Raw genomic sequence first — 16,395 nt, 5'->3', positions numbered from 1 at the left:
ATTAATTGCATATTTCTATTGATTATATGCAATTTTAAAAAGCATTAGCCCTGCCTACACTCAGCTCATTGCTTGATCTCCAATAAATACAACAGGAGGAGAAATGAGGATTCACTATCCACGCCGGGTTGGCATCTGCCTGACAGGCTTGTTGGCCGCCGGCGCGCTGTCGATGTTCGCTGACGCTGGGGAGCGTAGCGACACGCTGGTGGTTGCGCTGGCCATGCCTCTGACCACGGTTGACCGGCTTTATTCTGTTCAGCGCGAGGGGCTCATCCTGTCGCAGCTGACTGACGACGGGCTGTTTCACGTCGATCCGGAAAGCCTGGAATTTGTACCGCTGGCAGCCGCGTCTTACGAATGGGTGAGCGAAACCCGTCTGGATGTCGTCTTGCGTGACGATGTGATGTTTCACGATGGCAGCCGCCTGACCGCCGAAGACGTGGTGTATACCTTCGATTGGGTTCTGCACAAGGACTCCGGCACCAGTCGCGGCCCGGTCATAAGAGGCTGGCTGGACAGTGTCGAGAAAACGGCTTCCAACAAGGTCTCGTTCCATCTCAAGGTGCCTTATCCCATGGCGCTGCGCGACATGGCGGTGAGCGTTCCGCTGCGCAAGAAGGATACCTACGCGGAGGTCGGGACAAGAGCGGTAGAGCAGCCGCTGAATGGCATCGGCCCCTACCGGGTCACGAATTTCAGGGCCGGCCGGGAAATTGTCCTGACCCGTTTCGAAGGGTATTACCAGGCCAGTCCCAAGGCCAACCCGGCGATCGAGAACATGGTGTTCCGGGTCATCCCCGACCAGGGTACCCAGCAGGCCGAGTTGTTGAGTGGCGGCATCGATCTGATGCTGGATGTGCCGCCCGATGTGGCGGATAACGTTCGTCATTTGCCCAATGTCGTGCGCCTCGAGGGTGACGATATACGCATAGGGTACATAACCCTCGATGCCGCCGGTTACTCCGACCCCGAGACGCCGTTCAGGAACCTCAAGGTACGCCGCGCACTCAACCACGCCATCAATCGTCAAGCCATCACAGAGTATCTGGTGCGGGGTAGCGCCGAGGCTATCGATTTTGCCTGTCATCCGCATCAGTTCGGTTGTGAAGGCAGCGGTCCCGTCTACGCCTATGACCCGGACAAGGCCAAAGCGCTGTTGGCCGAAGCAGGCTACCCGCAAGGCTTCTCGTTTGATCTGTGGGCCTACCGGGACAAGATCATGGCCGAGGCGATTGTCAGCGACCTGAGGGCCGTGGGTATCAACGCCAACCTCCGCTACGTCAAGCTGAATGTGTTTTCCAAAGTCCGTAATGACAGGGACATGTCGGCGTTCTTCGCTTCTTACGGTGGTGGCGGTACCGCTGACGCCTCTGCGATCACCGGCGTTCACTTCGTTGCGAATACGCCACGCAATTACTCCGGTGACGAAGACCTGGCTGCAACGGTTCTGGCGGCTGAACGCACCATCGACCCGGAAAAGCGTCGTGCACTTTATAGGCAAGCGCTGAACCGCATTGCCGAGCAGGCCTACTGGGTGCCGATGTTTTCCTACAGCCAGAATTTCCTGCTATCGCCTGGCCTCGAATTGTCGGTTCCCAAAGATGGTGTTCCCCGTCTTTGGCAGGCCCGCTGGAGTCATTGATCATGCTGAACTACATCCTTCGAAGAGGCTTTCTGGCCCTGCTGGTCGCGCTGTTCGTTTCCTTTGGCACCTTTGCGCTGTTCTACTTCGCGACCGACCCGGCACAAACGATTGCCGGTGAAGACGCCCCGCCGGAAATGGTTGAAGAAATTCGTCAGGAGTACGGTTTCGATCGTCCCGTATCGGTCCAGTACGTCGAATGGCTGGGCGGGGTTTTGCGTGGCGACTTCGGCGAAAGCTATTTCTGGAAGCAGCCGGTGGGGGAGCTGATAAAAGAGCATGCGGGGGTGACCATCATCCTGGCGCTGTCCTCATTGATGATCACCATCCTGATCGCATTGCCGTTGGGCATCGGTGCAGCGCTTCGCCCGAATAGCTGGGTGGATCGGCTTGCGCTATCGATCGCCGTTTCAGCCCAGGCCATTCCCAATTTCTGGCTGGGGCTGATGGTCATCATCCTGTTTGCGGTGACGTTCCCGATCTTTCCCGTATCGGGTGATGCGACCTGGCTGCATTACGTGCTGCCGGCGCTGGTGCTCGGCGCCAGTTCGGTGCCCGCCGTCATGCGGCTGACCCGCACCGGCCTGCTCGATGTGCTGTCCGCGGACTATATCCGCACGGCGCGTGCAAAAGGCTTCATGGGCTATCGGCTGATCTTCCAGCAGGCTTTGCGCAACGCCTTGTTGCCCGTTGTCAGCGTTCTGGCGGTTCAGCTTGGACACAAACTGGGCGGATCGGTCGTGACCGAGTCCGTCTTCAGCATGAACGGCCTGGGTCGTCTGGCCGTGGAGTCGATTTTCAATTCGGATATTCCGACGGTGCAATCGTTGATTCTCATCTTTGTGCTGACCTTTGTACTGCTCACGCTGGCGGCTGACTTGATCAACGCCTGGCTTGACCCGCGGATTCGGATGGGGTGAATGATGATGACAAGTGAAACAGTGAACAGCCCTCGCTTCGTCGCCGAGTCGCAGAATGACGGCGAGCAGATCGACACCGGCCTGGGATTGAGCCCGGCAAAAGCGGCCTTGAAGCGTGCCCGCCGCCATACCGGTCTGAAGATCGGTTTCGGGATCATTCTGGTGATGGCGTTCTTTGCACTTTTTGCGCCCTGGCTGGCGCCTCATGATCCTTACCTGCAGAACCTGCCATTGCGACTGCTGCCGCCTGCCTGGGTCGAAGGCGGGGAGTGGCGGTACCTGTTCGGCACCGATCATCTCGGTCGGGATTACCTGAGCCGGATCATCTATGGCGCAAGAATCTCATTGGCGATAGGCGTCGGCGCCGCAACAGTCGGCGCAATCATTGGCGTGACCCTTGGGCTGCTCGCCGGCTACTACGGTGGCTGGCTGGATCAGGCGGTCAACTTCCTGGTGACCTGCCAGTTGGCGATACCCAGCCTCCTGCTGATCATGGCGCTGGTTTTCGTGATCGGCCAATCGATCACCGTGGTGATCTTTGTGATCGGGGCAACCCATTGGGTGTTCTACCTCGTGGTTACCCGCTCCGCGACGCTGCGCTTGCGAGAGATGGATTTTGTCGCCGCCGCGCGATCGATGGGCTGCAGTCGGTTTCAGGTGGCGGTGCGGGAGGTGTTACCGAACCTGTCCAACCAGATCATGGTGATTTTCACGCTGGAAGTGGCTATCGCCATTCTCAGCGAGGCGACCCTGTCTTTCCTGGGCTTGGGCATTCCGTCACCCATGCCTTCCTGGGGCCTGATGATTGCCGAGGGCAAAACCTCCATGTTCTTCCAGCCATGGCTGGTCATTCTGCCCGGTGTAGCGCTGTTCATGCTCGTTATCGCCGTCAACTTGTTGGGTGATGGCGTACGGGACGTCACCGTTACGGATCGGAGAAGCTGATATGAGCACGCATTCACTACTGGATATCCGCAATCTGTCCGTCGAGATTCCTACCGAGTCGAGCACGTTGAAGGCGGTCAGAGGTGTCAGCCTCGATCTGAAACGTGGAGAAACCCTTGGCATCGTCGGCGAGTCCGGGTCGGGCAAGTCCATGACGGCGCTGGCGATGATGAGCCTTCTGCCCCCCTCTGCCCGTCGCACTGCCGCCTGCATCAATTTTGATGGTGACGACCTGATGCGTGCCAGCGAACGGGACTTTGCCATGCAGGTGCGCGGGCAGCGTATCGGCATGATCTTTCAGGAGCCGATGACCAGCCTGAACCCGGTGTACACCATCGGTCGCCAACTGAAGGAAGCGATGACGCTGCATCGGAAGGTGTCGGAGGCCACGGCCGAGGCGCGGGCGATTTTCTTGCTGGAAAAAGTCGGGTTGCCTGATCCCGCCAGCAGGCTCAAGCAGTACCCGCACGAACTCTCCGGCGGCCAGCGGCAGCGCGTCATGATTGCCATGGCGCTGATGAACGAGCCCGAGCTGCTGATAGCCGACGAACCCACCACGGCGCTGGACGTGACCATTCAGGCCCAGATACTGCGCCTGCTCAGAGACTTGCAGCAGGAGCTGGGCATGTCGATGATCCTGATCACCCATGATCTGGGCGTGGTGTCACGGGCGGCGGACAAGATTGCGGTGATGTACGCGGGTGATATCGTCGAAACCGGCAGCACCAGGGAAGTGCTTCTGGACCCGCGGCACCCTTATACGCAGGGTTTGCTGGAATGCGTTCCCGGCTACCGGAACGGGTCGCTGAAACGGCTCGGCTCCATTCCCGGCATCGTGCCGGCCATGACCGGAACCATTCAAGGCTGTGCGTTTGCATCGCGCTGTTCGCGTGCCGTTGAGGCATGCAGAACAACGACACCTCCCAGCAAGGAAGTCAGCGCGGAGCGTATGTATGTTTGTCATGACCCACACGAGACGGCAGGCGGACTGAAGGCCGCGCCGGCAGCCATGAGTCAGGCTGCGATTGATCCTGTGAAGCCGGTCAGTACCAGCGTTCTGACTGTCGACTCGGTCAGTTGCACCTTCTTTGTACGACGCGGGCTTTTCGGCAAGCGGAAACCGCTGCGGGCCATGAATAACATTAGCCTGGAGGTCAGAAAGGGCGAGGTTCTGGCTCTGGTCGGCGAGTCCGGGTGCGGAAAGACGACCCTTACACGGACCATCATGGGGCTCCAGCAACCGGATAGCGGATCGGTCATCCTCAATGGCCAGCGGATAGAAACCCTGCCGGCCATGCAGCGCGCGCGAATGATCCAGCCCATCTTCCAGGACCCGTATTCGTCGCTGAATCCGCGTAAAACCATCGGTGAGATCATCGGCAAGCCGCTGGCCGTGCACAAGCTGGGCAGTCGGCAGGAACAACTGGCCAAGACCTACAGCATGATGGAGCTGGTCGGGTTGCCGCGCCGGGTATTCAACAGCTACCCGAACCAGTTGTCCGGCGGGCAGCGCCAGAGAGCGGCCATTGGTCGAGCGTTGATCATGCGGCCTGAAGTGGTCATCTGTGATGAGCCGACCTCGGCGCTGGATGTGTCCGTTCAGGCGCAGATTCTGAACCTCCTGCTGGACCTGCGCGATGAGCTGGACCTGACCTATCTGTTCGTCACCCACAACCTTTCTGTCGTTCAGCACATGGCTGATCGGGTCGCCGTCATGTATCTGGGTGACATCGTGGAATGCGGCGACCGGGACGAGGTGATGTTGAATCCCCGGCATCCCTACACCCGCGCGCTGATGGATTCGGCGCTGAGTATTGCGCCAGGGGAGATCGTGCCGGACCTGGGGCTTGCTGGTGATTTCCCCAACCCGATGAACCGGCCATCCGGGTGCCCGTTTCACCCTCGCTGTCCCATTGCCGGTCCGGTTTGCCGAGAGCAGGTTCCAGGGCCGGAAATGATCGGCACCACATTGGTTAAATGCTGGAAGGCGCAGCCCTCCAGTGACCGCCCCACTCCGTGATCAAAACAACAATACAGAGGACCCATATCATGAAGATGAGCGCCTTGTTTTTAGTCGGGATTTTTTCATTCCTGGCCGGCTGTGCTCCGGTCTCGCTGGAGACACCTTTTGCCTCGCTGAACACCAGCGATCGTTACGGCTCGATCGAGGTGGAAGCGGGATCTGCCGACAAGCCGGTGACCATGCGAGTCTTTTACGCCCAGCCAAGGCAAATGAGGCCGGACACACCGGTCGTGTTCGTCATGCATGGCGGGCGACGCGATGCCAATATTTACCGCGATATCTGGGGCCGATACGCCACGCAATATGACGTGCTGATCGTATCGCCTGAAGTACCCGAGAAAGAGTTCCCGACGGGCTGGGGGTATCAGACCGGCAACTGGGTCACCCGGGATTCATCGTCCCTGGATGCTTCAAAGGGACAGCGCATCCCACCACAGCAATCATCGTTCGCCGCGGTGGAGCGGGTGTTCGATCAGATCCGCCAGGAGTTCGGCCTGGAAGCCGAGCGGTACGACATTTATGGTCATGGCGGTGGCGCTCAGTTCGTACACCGGATGGTGATGCTCTGGCCGGACGCCAGAATCCGCACCGCGATAGCGGCGAACGCCGGTAATTACACCTTCCCCGACTACAGTCTGCCCCTGCGCTATGGCCTGAAGAACACCGGCATTGATGATGAAAGCCTGAAGCGCTCTTATGCCCACCGGTTGGTCATCATGTTGGGCACCGATGACAACGATCCACATCACCGCATCCTGAACAGAACCGCTGTAGCCATGGCGCAGGGCCCCCATCGTCTTGCCCGCGGAAAAAGCTTTTACGCCGTCTCGAAAGCCAAGGCCGAGGAAATAGGCGCCGAGTTCAACTGGGAGGTAGAGACCGTTTACGGGGTAGGCCACAACGCTCGCGGGATGGCTCCGTCCGGCGCGCGGTTGCTGCTGTCTGGTGCAAGAGAAACATCGCTGTTTTCCAATTCGGGTGCAAGACGTGATGCCGCCGGAGCAGAAGACGAAAGCGGTGAAAGCAAAACACCGTTTAGAGGGGCTGACGACGATGAAGATTATCCGTTCTGAAACATGCCCGTTACGGCATCGAATCGTTGCTCACTGAGGCTAGCCAGGAAGTTACACATGAATCAAACGAACAAGGCCGGCAGACCGGCAGCACGATTAAGCGTCAACTTGGAACACGGCCGGATCAGCTATCTGGAGCAGGGCGAGGGGGAGCCATTGGTATTGCTGCATGGGATCAATGGCAACGCCTCAAGCTGGGAGGAGCAAATAGGTGCCCTATCGCCGAGCATGCGGGTCATTGCATGGGATGCGCCCGGTTACGGTAACTCGGATGTGGCAGGTGATGACCTCACCGATCTGGCTCGTGCCGCGATTGCGTTTATCAAGCAAGTGTCGGCGGCGCCGGTGACGTTGATAGGGCACTCGATGGGCGGACTGGTCGCCATGAAGGTAGCCATTTTGGAGCCCGCACTGATCAAGCGTCTGGTTTTATCCTGCACCCATCCTGGTCATGCCTTGGACCGCAACGGAGAGGCCGATGATCGCTATAAGCGCCGTCTCGACGAACTGAGCAACCTGCCTCTTGAAGTGTATGGAGAGCGCCGGGCAAAGGGCATGCTGCCTGCTGGAACGGCTGACGATGTATACAAGCGAGTGGCTGAGATTGCCGCCGAATCAAGGTTAGAGGGCGTGTCAGCCGCTGCCTGGGCGATTCAGACTGCCGATCTGAAACCGGAACTCGCCAGGATACAGGCGCAGACCCTGGTGATTACCTGTGACCAGGACTCTGTTGCGCCACTGGCAAAGGCCAAACCTCTGCTGGCGTCGATTCCCGACGTTCGCCACGTCCAGCTTTCAGGTTTGGGGCATGCGCCCTACCTGGAGGATTCCCATAGATTCAACGCTGCCATATCGGACTTTCTGGCGTCGCCGTAATGAGCCATTCGGTTGGGGGAGAGACAAGCATGATGTCAGGAAAACCGGCAAGTGAGCTGTTCAGCATATCCTCGAAAATCCAGGCATGGCTGGACGTCGAGGTGGCGTTGGCCAATAGCCAGGCCGAGCTTGGCATGATCCCTGTGGAAGCAGCCAGGGAGATAACGCTCAAGGGAAAAGCCGATTGCATCGATCAGTCAGCCCTGCTGAGCGATATGGAGGTGACCAAGGCGCCCATCGTCTCTCTGGTGCGCTTTCTGGCCCGCGCCTGTGATGGCAATGCGGGTGACTATGTGCATTGGGGCGCGACAACGCAAAACGTCATGCAAACCGCTGAGATTCTTCTCATCCGTCAATCCCATCAGCAGTTGCTGAACAGCCTGGCCGGATGTCTTGAGGCCCTGGCCCTGCTGGCCGAGAACGGCTCTGACATGGTCATGGCCGGCAGGACGCAGCGCCGGCACGCACTGCCCATCACCTTTGGCTTCAAGGCCGCCGCCTGGATTGATGAGCTGCTGAGGCATGAGGAGCGGCTGCGGACTGCGGAACCCCGGGTGTTCGCTCTGATCTTTGGTGGTGCCGTGGGCGCCATGCATTCGTTTGGCAGTCAGGGCGAGGCATTGAGCAAGAGTCTTGCCAGGAACCTGGCGCTGCACTGCTTTGATGTCCCGAGCCGGTCTGCCAGCGATCATCTCATTGAGTACGTCCTGTTGCTGGGTTTGCTGGCGGCCACCTGTGGGAAAATAGCCCAGGAGCTGTATGTACTGATGTCGGAAGAGTTCGGCGAAGTATATGAGGATCTGGGTGATGCCGTGGTGGGCAGCAGCACCATGCCACAGAAAGTTAACCCAAAACTGTCGGTTAACGTCATTGCGCTGGCAGCGCAGCTCAGGGCTCAGGTGAATCTGGCGCTGGAGGCTGGCCAGGTCAGTCATGAGGGGGACGCGGCGTCGAGCAAAATCCTCTATGCCGCTATCGACATGGCCTGCCCGTTAGCCAACAAAATGCTGTTTGAGCTTGAAGAGTTGCTTGGCAAACTGCGCCTGAATCCGGCCAGAATGCGTACCAATCTGGAGCTTTCCCATGGTCTGATCAATTGTGAGAACGTGATGATGAAGCTGGCTGGCGCAGGTCTGGGCAGGCAGCTTGCTCATGATGTCGTGCATGAGGCCGCCAGCACTGCGGCGCGTACACACCGCCCGGTGGGACAGGTTCTGATTGGAAACCCTATCGTCAACAGGATAATGCCGCGCGAAGGCATTCAGGCGGCACTCGACCCGGAAAGCCACCTGGGCGATAGCGTAAAGCTCGCAATCAAACTTGCCCGTCGTGCGCGGTCCGAGGCTGAACGAGTTCGACGCCACACCGCATTGCTGGGTGGATAGAACTCATAGGCTGAGTAGTCCCAGGGAGGGCAACTGGTATCAAGAACAATTTGCGTAGGGAAAATGGTGGGCCCAGTAGGACTTGAACCTACGACCAATCGATTATGAGTTTGCCGCTGACACGCTATGTCTAGGAAAATCAAGCGTATACGAGCGTAATCCAATTAAGTATAAAGTACTTGCGTGTCAGTAGTTTAGCGCAGTTTGGCGAAATAGGGCAGACCTAATGAATGTACCGCTACTGTACCGCCAAGTTGCCCTTGTCACGATACCTTGCCCGCCGTGTATGGACAGTCTTCTATTTGCGTAGTAACGTACCTACATTAGTGATTCGTGTAGGAGGTTTCACCATGACCATCACAACCCTATCCAGTCGAGAGCTTAACCAGGATGTGACCCGGGCAAAGAAAGCGGCCAAGAGTGGTCCTGTGTTCATCACTGATCGCGGAAAGCCTGCTCATGTGCTGTTGAGCATTGAGGAATACCAGCGGCTTACAAGGCAACGTCGCAACATCGCTGATTCTCTGGCTATGCCGGACATTGCGGACATCGAGTTTGAACCGCCGCGTGTGACAATCGGCACCCAGCCGGCTGATTTCTCATGATGTTCGTTCTCGACACCAACGTGGTGTCCGAACTGCGAAAGGTTCGGGTTGGCAAGGCTGACCCGAACGTGGCGGCATGGGCTGAAAGCGTCGATGCCGCCGAGCTTTTTGTGTCCGCTATCACCATCATGGAGCTGGAGCTCGGCGTGTTGTCGATTGAACGCAAGGACGCCACCCAGGGCGCCATGCTGCGCTCGTGGCTGGAGCAACATGTATTGCCGGAGTTCTCCGGACGAACATTGCCAGTCGATACAGCCGTGGCGCAACGCTGCGCCCGGCTGCATGTGCCCGACAAGCGCGGTGAGCGTGACGCGCTCATAGCGGCAACGGCCCTTGTGCATGGCATGACGGTAGTCACTCGCAACGTGGCCGATTTCGAGCTTACAGGAGTGGCCGTGCTCAACCCGTGGGAGGCGCTGTATCGATAACGACCGCCCGCCAGCCTAGCTTCTTCTTTTGGCGAAGATGGCCAGAACGGGTGAGTTTACCGCTACTTTACCGTTCGGGCATCACTTGTTGGTACACCTTTGGTCGAACACTAAGCACTTTCCGGTGTGGAGACGCCGATGGGCAGAAAACAGGAAAATGACTAAGGTAGTCCGAGGTATTACCTCGGACTAGGGAGGCCGCGACATGGCAACGGCAACATCCATCAAGCTTGATGATGAACTGAAGGGGCGCGTACAGCACTTGGCTGAAGCGCGCCGCCGTACTTCGCACTGGATCATGCGCGAGGCCATCGCGCAGTACGTCGAGCGTGAGGAAAAGCGCGAGGCGTTGAAACAGGATGCTCTGCGTGCCTGGGAAGACTATCAGCGGACGGGCTTGCACCTGACGCTTGAGGAGGCCGATGCCTGGTTGGCGAAACTTGAAGATGGCGAGGATGCGTAGTTGCCTGAGTGTCACGTCTGATTTGGACAGCGCCAGCACTGGGTGACGTTCAACGGCTCTACCGCTTCCTGGCTCTGATAGATCTCGACGCTGCACGGCGGGCCGTGAGGGCAATACGTTTGGGGGGCAAGGTGGCTGGCCCATCAACCGAACCTCGGTCGTCCCATGGACGATATGGACGCAGAGTATCGGGAATGGCTGATCGACTTCGGCAGCAGTGGTTACATTGTCCTATACCGCGTCGAAAGAGAGATGGCCGCTATTGTGGTTGTTCGTCACCAAAAAGAGGAGGGGTACTGAATGGCGCAGATGGTTACTCTGTCTATCAGGGGTGAGTCGGAGCTAAATCAAAGCATCGCGTAAACATCACAAGTAAATCAGGCAGTATTGGCTGCTGTGAAGAGGGTCAGCCTATCGACTATGCAGAAGTGGGGGGGCAGTGACAAGAAACCAAGTGGCCCGTTCGAAACTGCTGAATTCGGTCGGGCGCAAGGAACTGGGTGTGGTATCTTCAGCCCTATCTGACTCGAAGATCTGAGGTGTCCAGCTTGAACTCCTTGTCGATTCCGAGTTTTTGCATTATGGCGGGCAAGACCTGATGAAGGATCCTCATCCCGACCAAGAGTTCGTTCATATATATGTCAGGATGTACTCGTGATGAGTTGAATCCGAGGCTCTCGGCCTCCGCTTCATGCCCGAGCTCCTCGGCGGAATCGTAAACCAAGCCAAGAAGTTCTGCTCTCAAGGGAATTCCTGCACGGAAGGCCCGATCCTTGACGATATTGAGCCATTCCTCGTAATCCTTTGTGATCTGGTGCCTGAATTGCCCTATCTTTGGTGCGAACTCGTTGCTTGTTTCAATCTTGCAAGCTGCAAGTGAAATTAGGCCTGACTCGATGTTCTCAGCGGGTGTGTCAAATAATTCCAACTCATCATCCCACAGTAGGTCGGCCACATAGGCGGCATAAAAGCCATACACGTCTGTAAGCGAATTGTAGACTTTGTAGATGAGAGAGGAATACGGATTCTCGTCAATCAGGCTCCCGATATCCTCACTGTCGAGGTCTTCATAGTCAACATCCAGTTCCTTAGGGAATTCCTTCGGAATGCTGACACCCATATCCATGAACACCTGAACAGTGTGCCAACACAGTGTCCCCAATTCGTCATCCAATGGGTAAGTACGGTATCCCGTTTCGTCATTATCTTGCGCAAGCTCAGCAAGATAGCGGATAAGCCGCTCCCACTTGTTGGCCTCCTCGAGTGAACCTGCCCAAAGAACGAATGAGGGGTCTTTGTCGCCGATCCTGGCTATTTTGCGAAGCTTGTTTTGCATTTCCAGGGACATATGCTCACCTTTCTTCCACTTGCTGATTTGGGTCGGTGACACTCCCAAGTGAAGGGCCAGTTCCTTCTGGCGACAGGACAAGGCATCCAGCGCCAGTTGCACAAGAGCTCCGCTATCCATTTCTCTATCCCTCATTCTGATGGAAAATTTAGTGTATTTTCTGATATGGTCGGTAAATCTTAATCTATCGAGGATTTAGGTTTTATGCAATGTTATTTACTAAATTTATTGCAGCGCCATCCTGAATTATTTATCCGTTCGGCGGAAGTCAGGCGCAGCGTTACAAGCTTAATGTCGAGCCCAGGAGTCGAAGGCATAGATGGGTGAAGCTGGTGTAATTGATGTGCTGAATCAGGTCGGCACTTTCACGATGGCGCGGCCAAGCCGACCAAACGATGGTTCGGAGAAGAGTGGCGTCAAGAGGGGGAGTGAAATGGTGGGCCCAGTAGGACTTGAACCTACGACCAATCGATTATGAGTCGACTGCTCTGACCAACTGAGCTATAGGCCCCCAAGCTGACATTGCGACAGCCGGGGAATTATACGGATTGAGGGGGTGGGTGGCTAGGCTTGTGAGCATTCTGGAATAAATTGCAGGCCATAATGAAGAACGCCCGGCGAGCCGGGCGTTTTCGATGCTGCTGGTATTACTCGTCGAGGAAGCTGCGCAGGTGGTCGCTGCGGGTCGGGTGACGCAGCTTGCGCAGGGCCTTGGCTTCGATCTGACGGATCCGCTCCCGGGTGACGTCGAACTGCTTGCCGACTTCTTCCAGGGTGTGATCGGTGTTCATGTCGATGCCGAAGCGCATGCGCAGTACCTTGGCTTCACGCGCGGTGAGGCCGGAGAGCACTTCGCGGGTGGCTTCCTTGAGGCTTTCCACGGTGGCCGAGTCGATCGGTGATTCCATGGTGCTGTCCTCGATGAAATCGCCCAGGTGCGAGTCTTCGTCGTCACCGATGGGGGTTTCCATGGAGATCGGCTCCTTGGCGATCTTCAGCACCTTGCGGATCTTGTCCTCGGGCATTTCCATGCGCTCGCCAAGCTCTTCGGGCGTGGGCTCACGGCCCATTTCCTGCAGCATCTGACGGGAGATGCGGTTGAGCTTGTTGATGGTCTCGATCATGTGCACCGGAATACGGATGGTGCGTGCCTGGTCGGCGATCGAGCGGGTGATCGCCTGACGGATCCACCAGGTGGCATAGGTCGAGAACTTGTAGCCGCGACGGTATTCGAACTTGTCCACGGCCTTCATCAGACCGATGTTGCCTTCCTGGATCAGGTCGAGGAACTGCAGGCCACGGTTGGTGTACTTCTTGGCGATGGAAATCACCAGACGCAGGTTGGCCTCGACCATTTCCTTCTTGGCCCGGCGCGCGCGCGCCTCGCCGATCGACATGCGGCGGTTGATGTCCTTGACGTCGGCAATGCTCAGCTGGGCGTCCTGCTCCAGGGCGATCAGCTGTTTCTGGGCACGGAGGACGTCGCCCTTGACTGCTTCCAGAGCCTCGGCATAGGCCGGGCCTTTGGCCAGCAGATTATCGATCCACTGCTCATTGGTTTCGTTGCCGGGGAAGCTGCGCAGGAAGTCGGCACGCGGCATGCGTGCATCACGTACGCACAGCTGCATGATGGCGCGTTCCTGAGCGCGGATGCTGTCCTGGGTGCTGCGCACACGAGCTACCAGAGCATCATATTGCTTGGGTACCAGCTTGATCGGCATGAACAGCAGGGCCAGGGCTTCCAGCTCGGCGACGACTTCCGGGCTGCTGCGCTCGTGCTTCTTCAGGGCCTTGTTGAGCTTGAGCAACTGCTCCTGAACGGCGCCGAAGCGCTGACGGGCAACTTCCGGGTCCGGACCACCGTCGCTTTCCTCTTCGGTGTCGTCCTCTTCGGCTTCCTCTTCCTCATCCTCGTCATCGTCAGCCGCTTTCTTGTCGCTCTTGGGCTTGACTGCTTCGCCGGGAACGATGGCGTTGTCGGTGCCCGACAGGCCGTCATCATCCGGGTCGATGTAGCCGCTGAAGATATCCGACAGGCGTCCACCTTCCTCGGTAATGCGCTGGTAGTCACCGAGGATGCCATCGACAGTACCGGGGAACATGGAAATCGCAGCCATGACCTCGCGGATGCCTTCCTCGATGCGCTTGGCGATTTCGATCTCGCCTTCGCGGGTCAGCAGCTCGACGGTGCCCATCTCACGCATGTACATGCGTACCGGGTCGGTGGTGCGGCCGATGTCGCTCTCGACGGCGGCCAGGGCCGCGGCGGCTTCTTCCGCGGCGGCCTCGTCGGCGTCGCTATCTGCCAGCAACAGGGCATCGGCATCGGGTGCAGCCTCGAAGACTGTGATTCCCATGTCGTTGATCATGCGAATGATGTCTTCAACCTGTTCCGGATCTGAGATATCCTCAGGCAGATGGTCGTTGACTTCCGCGTAGGTCAGGTAGCCCTGCTCGCGACCGCGGGCGATGAGCTCTTTGAGACGGGATTGCTGTTGCGCTTTTCCGGACATAACAACCCTATGTGGATGCCTTGGTGTGCAAAAAAGTAAGCTGCGGATTATACCCTGAAGATAGGGTGTCTTGCCAGTTTGCCTGATTGTCAGTTCCCGGCAGTTGGTGTATGCCGGCTGTTCAGGAGCTCCCGCAGCTGCTGTTTCTCCTCGGTATTGAGTGGGGTCTGTGCCGACTTGTCGAGGAGGTGCTGAATCTGACGGTCGGTCTGTCGTGCCATTAGTGTATTTATAGTGTCGAAAAACTGTTGTTCAAGGTTGGCGCTGGGAATATTCAGCAGCCACTCCTTCTCGGCCAGGCGATTGAGCTGGTCTCCCAGGGCCGTTCCGTGCCACCTCGCCAGCAGCTCTATGGTCGATAACTGCGGGTTTTTCTGCAGGGTATCGATCAGCGCGATCAGCAGTTGAGCCTCTTCGTCATCCTCGTTGGCCAGTTGACTGGCCTGTTTCGCCAGGCCGGCCAGGTGCGGGTGATGCAGCAGGGTGCGGGTGGCGCTCATGACCGGATTTTCCACCGCGCTGGTGTCGCGCTGGCGTTGCGGTTGGCGCTGGCTCCGGCTGGGACGGGTGACCGCCGGCTGGCTGGTCCAGTCGGGTGTCTCGTCGTAGTGCCGCTCATAGCCGTCCCAGGCTACGTTGTCATACTCGCTCGGCGGCGCGCTGACCGGCTCGGCAGGTGCTGCCGGCAGGCTGTCCAGGTCCATCCCGGTACGCTGCTCCAGCGACTGGCGCAGCAGGCGACGCAGCAGGTTGCCGGGCACCTGTTCGATCAGCGGCAGCGCCAGCGTGGCCAGGTGTGCCTTGCCTTCGAGGCTGTCCGGCGGCGCCTCTTCAGCCAGATGACGGAACAGGTAATCGGTCAGTGGCTGCGCCTGTTGCAGCATGCGCGCACGGAAGGCGTCATGGCCTTCGCTGCGGATCAGGCTGTCCGGGTCATGGCCTTCGGGGAGGAACATGAAGCGCACGTGGCGGCCGTCCTCCAGCGCCGGCAGGCAGGACTGCAAGGCCCGCCAGGCGGCCTGCCGGCCGGCATTGTCGCCATCGAAGCAGAACACCACGTTGTTGACGATGCGAAACAGCCGCTTCAGATGCTCTTCGCTGGTTGCGGTACCGAGGGTGGCCACGGCGTTGGTCACCCCGTGCTGGGCCAGGGCAATCACGTCCATATAGCCCTCCACCACCAGGATGTCCTCCAGTTGGCGGTTCTGCCGGCGTGCCTCGTACAGGCCGTACAGCTCGCGGCCCTTGTGGAACACCGGGGTCTCGGGCGAGTTCAGGTACTTGGGTTTGTCATCCCCCAGCACCCGGCCGCCGAAGCCGATGACCCGCCCGCGGCTGTCACGGATAGGAAACACGATGCGGTCGCGGAAACGATCATAGCGCTTGCCGCTGTCGGGGTTTTCCACCACCAGCCCGGCCTCGATCAACACCTTGCGTTCGGTATTGTCGGTGGCCAGGTGGTTCATCAGGTTGTCCCAGCCGGGCGGCGCGAAGCCCAGGTCATAGGTCTTGGCGATCTGGCCGGTCAGGCCGCGCTGCTGCAGATAGTCTACCGCTCGCTTGCGCTGTGCGTGCTTGCGCAGTTGCTGGCGGTAGTAGGCGGCGGCATTCTCCAGCACCGGATACAGCGGACTGTCCTGGCGTGAGGGGCGTTGGCCGCGACGGTCGCTGCGCTCCTCGCGAGGTACGTCCACACCAGCCTGGCGTGCCAGTTCTTCCACGGCCTGGGGGAAGTCCAGGCGCTCGAAGTCCATCAGGAAGCCGATGGCATTGCCGCCGGCGCCACAGCCGAAGCAGTAATAGAACTGCTTGTCCGGGCTGACGCTGAACGAGGGTGATTTTTCGTTATGGAACGGGCAGAGTGCGGAATAGTTCTTGCCGGTTTTCTTCAGTTTCACGCGCGAGCCGACCACCTCGACCACGTCGGTGCGTCCAAGAAGATCGTCGATGAAACCCTGCGGGATCAGCCCGGCCATGCATGCTGCCTTGCGAACGTGAAATGGATATCTGGAATGTCGAGCCCTGGGACGACCGACCGGGCATGGAAACAGGTGCCGGATGCAAGTCTGTCGGGGCGAGATGATAGCATACGCAGGCCACACGAAAATCCAGCCATTTCCAGTAAAACCGGAAGGCCGGACCAGTGCGTACGGTATGTCTGTGCGTGTCCT

14 protein-coding genes and 1 tRNA gene are annotated in these 16,395 nt (G+C 58.4%); 11 read left to right on the top strand and 4 right to left on the bottom strand.

The genetic code is table 11. The annotated features are described in order from the left end of the window. Positions 1–103 precede the first annotated feature (103 nt). From CQ007_RS11020 to CQ007_RS19400, 11 genes are all read left to right on the top strand, one after another. Entirely contained in the window at positions 104–1,645 is a 1,542-nt protein-coding gene (locus CQ007_RS11020; RefSeq protein ID WP_105645880.1) for an ABC transporter substrate-binding protein, read from the top strand. Positions 1,646–1,647: 2 nt separating this feature from the next. Continuing rightward, the gene (locus CQ007_RS11015; protein ID WP_105645879.1) at positions 1,648–2,565 is read left to right on the top strand and encodes an ABC transporter permease; all 918 of its coding nucleotides are present in this window, start codon (positions 1,648–1,650) and stop codon (positions 2,563–2,565) included. Continuing rightward, positions 2,566–3,510, top strand: a complete 945-nt coding sequence (locus CQ007_RS11010) for an ABC transporter permease (protein ID WP_105645878.1) — start codon at positions 2,566–2,568, stop codon at positions 3,508–3,510. Beyond that, positions 3,470–5,530 carry an ABC transporter ATP-binding protein gene (locus CQ007_RS19405; RefSeq protein WP_218278870.1) on the top strand — a complete coding sequence of 687 codons (2,061 nt, stop codon included), beginning with the start codon at positions 3,470–3,472 and terminating at the stop codon, positions 5,528–5,530. Before CQ007_RS11010 ends, CQ007_RS19405 begins: the two co-directional genes overlap by 41 nt. Before the next feature lie 29 nt (positions 5,531–5,559). After that, on the top strand, positions 5,560–6,606 hold the full coding sequence (locus CQ007_RS11000) for a hypothetical protein (RefSeq protein ID WP_146114576.1): 1,047 nt from the start codon (positions 5,560–5,562) through the stop codon (positions 6,604–6,606). Positions 6,607–6,663: 57 nt separating this feature from the next. Continuing rightward, a complete protein-coding gene (locus CQ007_RS10995) occupies positions 6,664–7,482 on the top strand; it encodes an alpha/beta fold hydrolase (protein ID WP_105645875.1) in 819 nt (272 codons plus the stop codon). A gap of 29 nt (positions 7,483–7,511) precedes the next feature. After that, positions 7,512–8,867 (top strand): adenylosuccinate lyase family protein, encoded by a 1,356-nt coding sequence (locus CQ007_RS10990; protein WP_218278869.1) that lies wholly within the window; start codon positions 7,512–7,514, stop codon positions 8,865–8,867. A gap of 350 nt (positions 8,868–9,217) precedes the next feature. After that, entirely contained in the window at positions 9,218–9,472 is a 255-nt protein-coding gene (locus CQ007_RS10985) for a type II toxin-antitoxin system Phd/YefM family antitoxin (RefSeq protein WP_105645873.1), read from the top strand. Then, positions 9,472–9,900, top strand: coding sequence for a type II toxin-antitoxin system VapC family toxin (locus CQ007_RS10980; RefSeq protein ID WP_105646039.1), 429 nt, complete (start codon positions 9,472–9,474; stop codon positions 9,898–9,900). The genes CQ007_RS10985 and CQ007_RS10980 overlap by 1 nt, the downstream gene beginning before the upstream one ends. 205 nt (positions 9,901–10,105) lie before the next feature. Next, complete coding sequence (locus tag CQ007_RS10975; RefSeq protein ID WP_105645872.1) at positions 10,106–10,363, top strand: CopG family ribbon-helix-helix protein; 258 nt, start codon at positions 10,106–10,108, stop codon at positions 10,361–10,363. Between the two features lie 165 nt (positions 10,364–10,528). After that, positions 10,529–10,663, top strand: a complete 135-nt coding sequence (locus tag CQ007_RS19400; RefSeq protein WP_218278868.1) for a hypothetical protein — start codon at positions 10,529–10,531, stop codon at positions 10,661–10,663. 217 nt (positions 10,664–10,880) lie between these two features. On the opposite strand, the gene CQ007_RS10965 is transcribed toward CQ007_RS19400, so the two are convergent. The 4 genes from CQ007_RS10965 to dnaG all read right to left on the bottom strand — a co-directional run bounded on the left by CQ007_RS10965 (position 10,881) and on the right by dnaG (position 16,200). Next, positions 10,881–11,831 (bottom strand): helix-turn-helix domain-containing protein, encoded by a 951-nt coding sequence (locus CQ007_RS10965; protein ID WP_105645871.1) that lies wholly within the window; start codon positions 11,829–11,831, stop codon positions 10,881–10,883. Between the two features lie 314 nt (positions 11,832–12,145). Next, a tRNA-Ile gene (locus CQ007_RS10960) sits at positions 12,146–12,222 on the bottom strand. Between the two features lie 136 nt (positions 12,223–12,358). Then, complete coding sequence (gene rpoD / locus CQ007_RS10955; RefSeq protein WP_105645870.1) at positions 12,359–14,224, bottom strand: RNA polymerase sigma factor RpoD; 1,866 nt, start codon at positions 14,222–14,224, stop codon at positions 12,359–12,361. A gap of 89 nt (positions 14,225–14,313) precedes the next feature. After that, the gene (gene dnaG, locus CQ007_RS10950; RefSeq protein ID WP_105645869.1) at positions 14,314–16,200 is read right to left on the bottom strand and encodes a DNA primase; all 1,887 of its coding nucleotides are present in this window, start codon (positions 16,198–16,200) and stop codon (positions 14,314–14,316) included. Positions 16,201–16,395: the final 195 nt, after the last annotated feature.

The sequence above is a fragment of the Pseudomonas sp. MYb185 genome (assembly GCF_002979975.1).
Taxonomy (GTDB): domain Bacteria; phylum Pseudomonadota; class Gammaproteobacteria; order Pseudomonadales; family Pseudomonadaceae; genus Halopseudomonas.
The sequence above is the reverse complement of the archived record's forward strand: the minus strand, read 5'-3'. Positions and strand labels throughout refer to the sequence as shown.

Bases quoted from the DNA above. Each gene is read 5' to 3' on its own strand.
- CQ007_RS10990 (WP_218278869.1), top strand. From the start codon at position 7,512: ATGATGTCAGGAAAACCGGCAAGTGAGCTGTTCAGCATATCCTCGAAA.
- CQ007_RS10975 (WP_105645872.1), top strand. From the start codon at position 10,106: ATGGCAACGGCAACATCCATCAAGCTTGATGATGAACTGAAGGGGCGC.
- CQ007_RS11000 (WP_146114576.1), top strand. From the start codon at position 5,560: ATGAAGATGAGCGCCTTGTTTTTAGTCGGGATTTTTTCATTCCTGGCC.
- CQ007_RS11010 (WP_105645878.1), top strand. From the start codon at position 2,566: ATGATGATGACAAGTGAAACAGTGAACAGCCCTCGCTTCGTCGCCGAG.
- CQ007_RS11015 (WP_105645879.1), top strand. From the start codon at position 1,648: ATGCTGAACTACATCCTTCGAAGAGGCTTTCTGGCCCTGCTGGTCGCG.
- CQ007_RS10980 (WP_105646039.1), top strand. From the start codon at position 9,472: ATGTTCGTTCTCGACACCAACGTGGTGTCCGAACTGCGAAAGGTTCGG.
- CQ007_RS10995 (WP_105645875.1), top strand. From the start codon at position 6,664: ATGAATCAAACGAACAAGGCCGGCAGACCGGCAGCACGATTAAGCGTC.
- CQ007_RS19405 (WP_218278870.1), top strand. From the start codon at position 3,470: ATGGCGTACGGGACGTCACCGTTACGGATCGGAGAAGCTGATATGAGC.
- CQ007_RS19400 (WP_218278868.1), top strand. From the start codon at position 10,529: ATGGACGATATGGACGCAGAGTATCGGGAATGGCTGATCGACTTCGGC.
- CQ007_RS10965 (WP_105645871.1), bottom strand. From the start codon at position 11,831: ATGGATAGCGGAGCTCTTGTGCAACTGGCGCTGGATGCCTTGTCCTGT.
- CQ007_RS10985 (WP_105645873.1), top strand. From the start codon at position 9,218: ATGACCATCACAACCCTATCCAGTCGAGAGCTTAACCAGGATGTGACC.
- rpoD (WP_105645870.1), bottom strand. From the start codon at position 14,224: ATGTCCGGAAAAGCGCAACAGCAATCCCGTCTCAAAGAGCTCATCGCC.
- CQ007_RS11020 (WP_105645880.1), top strand. From the start codon at position 104: ATGAGGATTCACTATCCACGCCGGGTTGGCATCTGCCTGACAGGCTTG.
- dnaG (WP_105645869.1), bottom strand. From the start codon at position 16,200: ATGGCCGGGCTGATCCCGCAGGGTTTCATCGACGATCTTCTTGGACGC.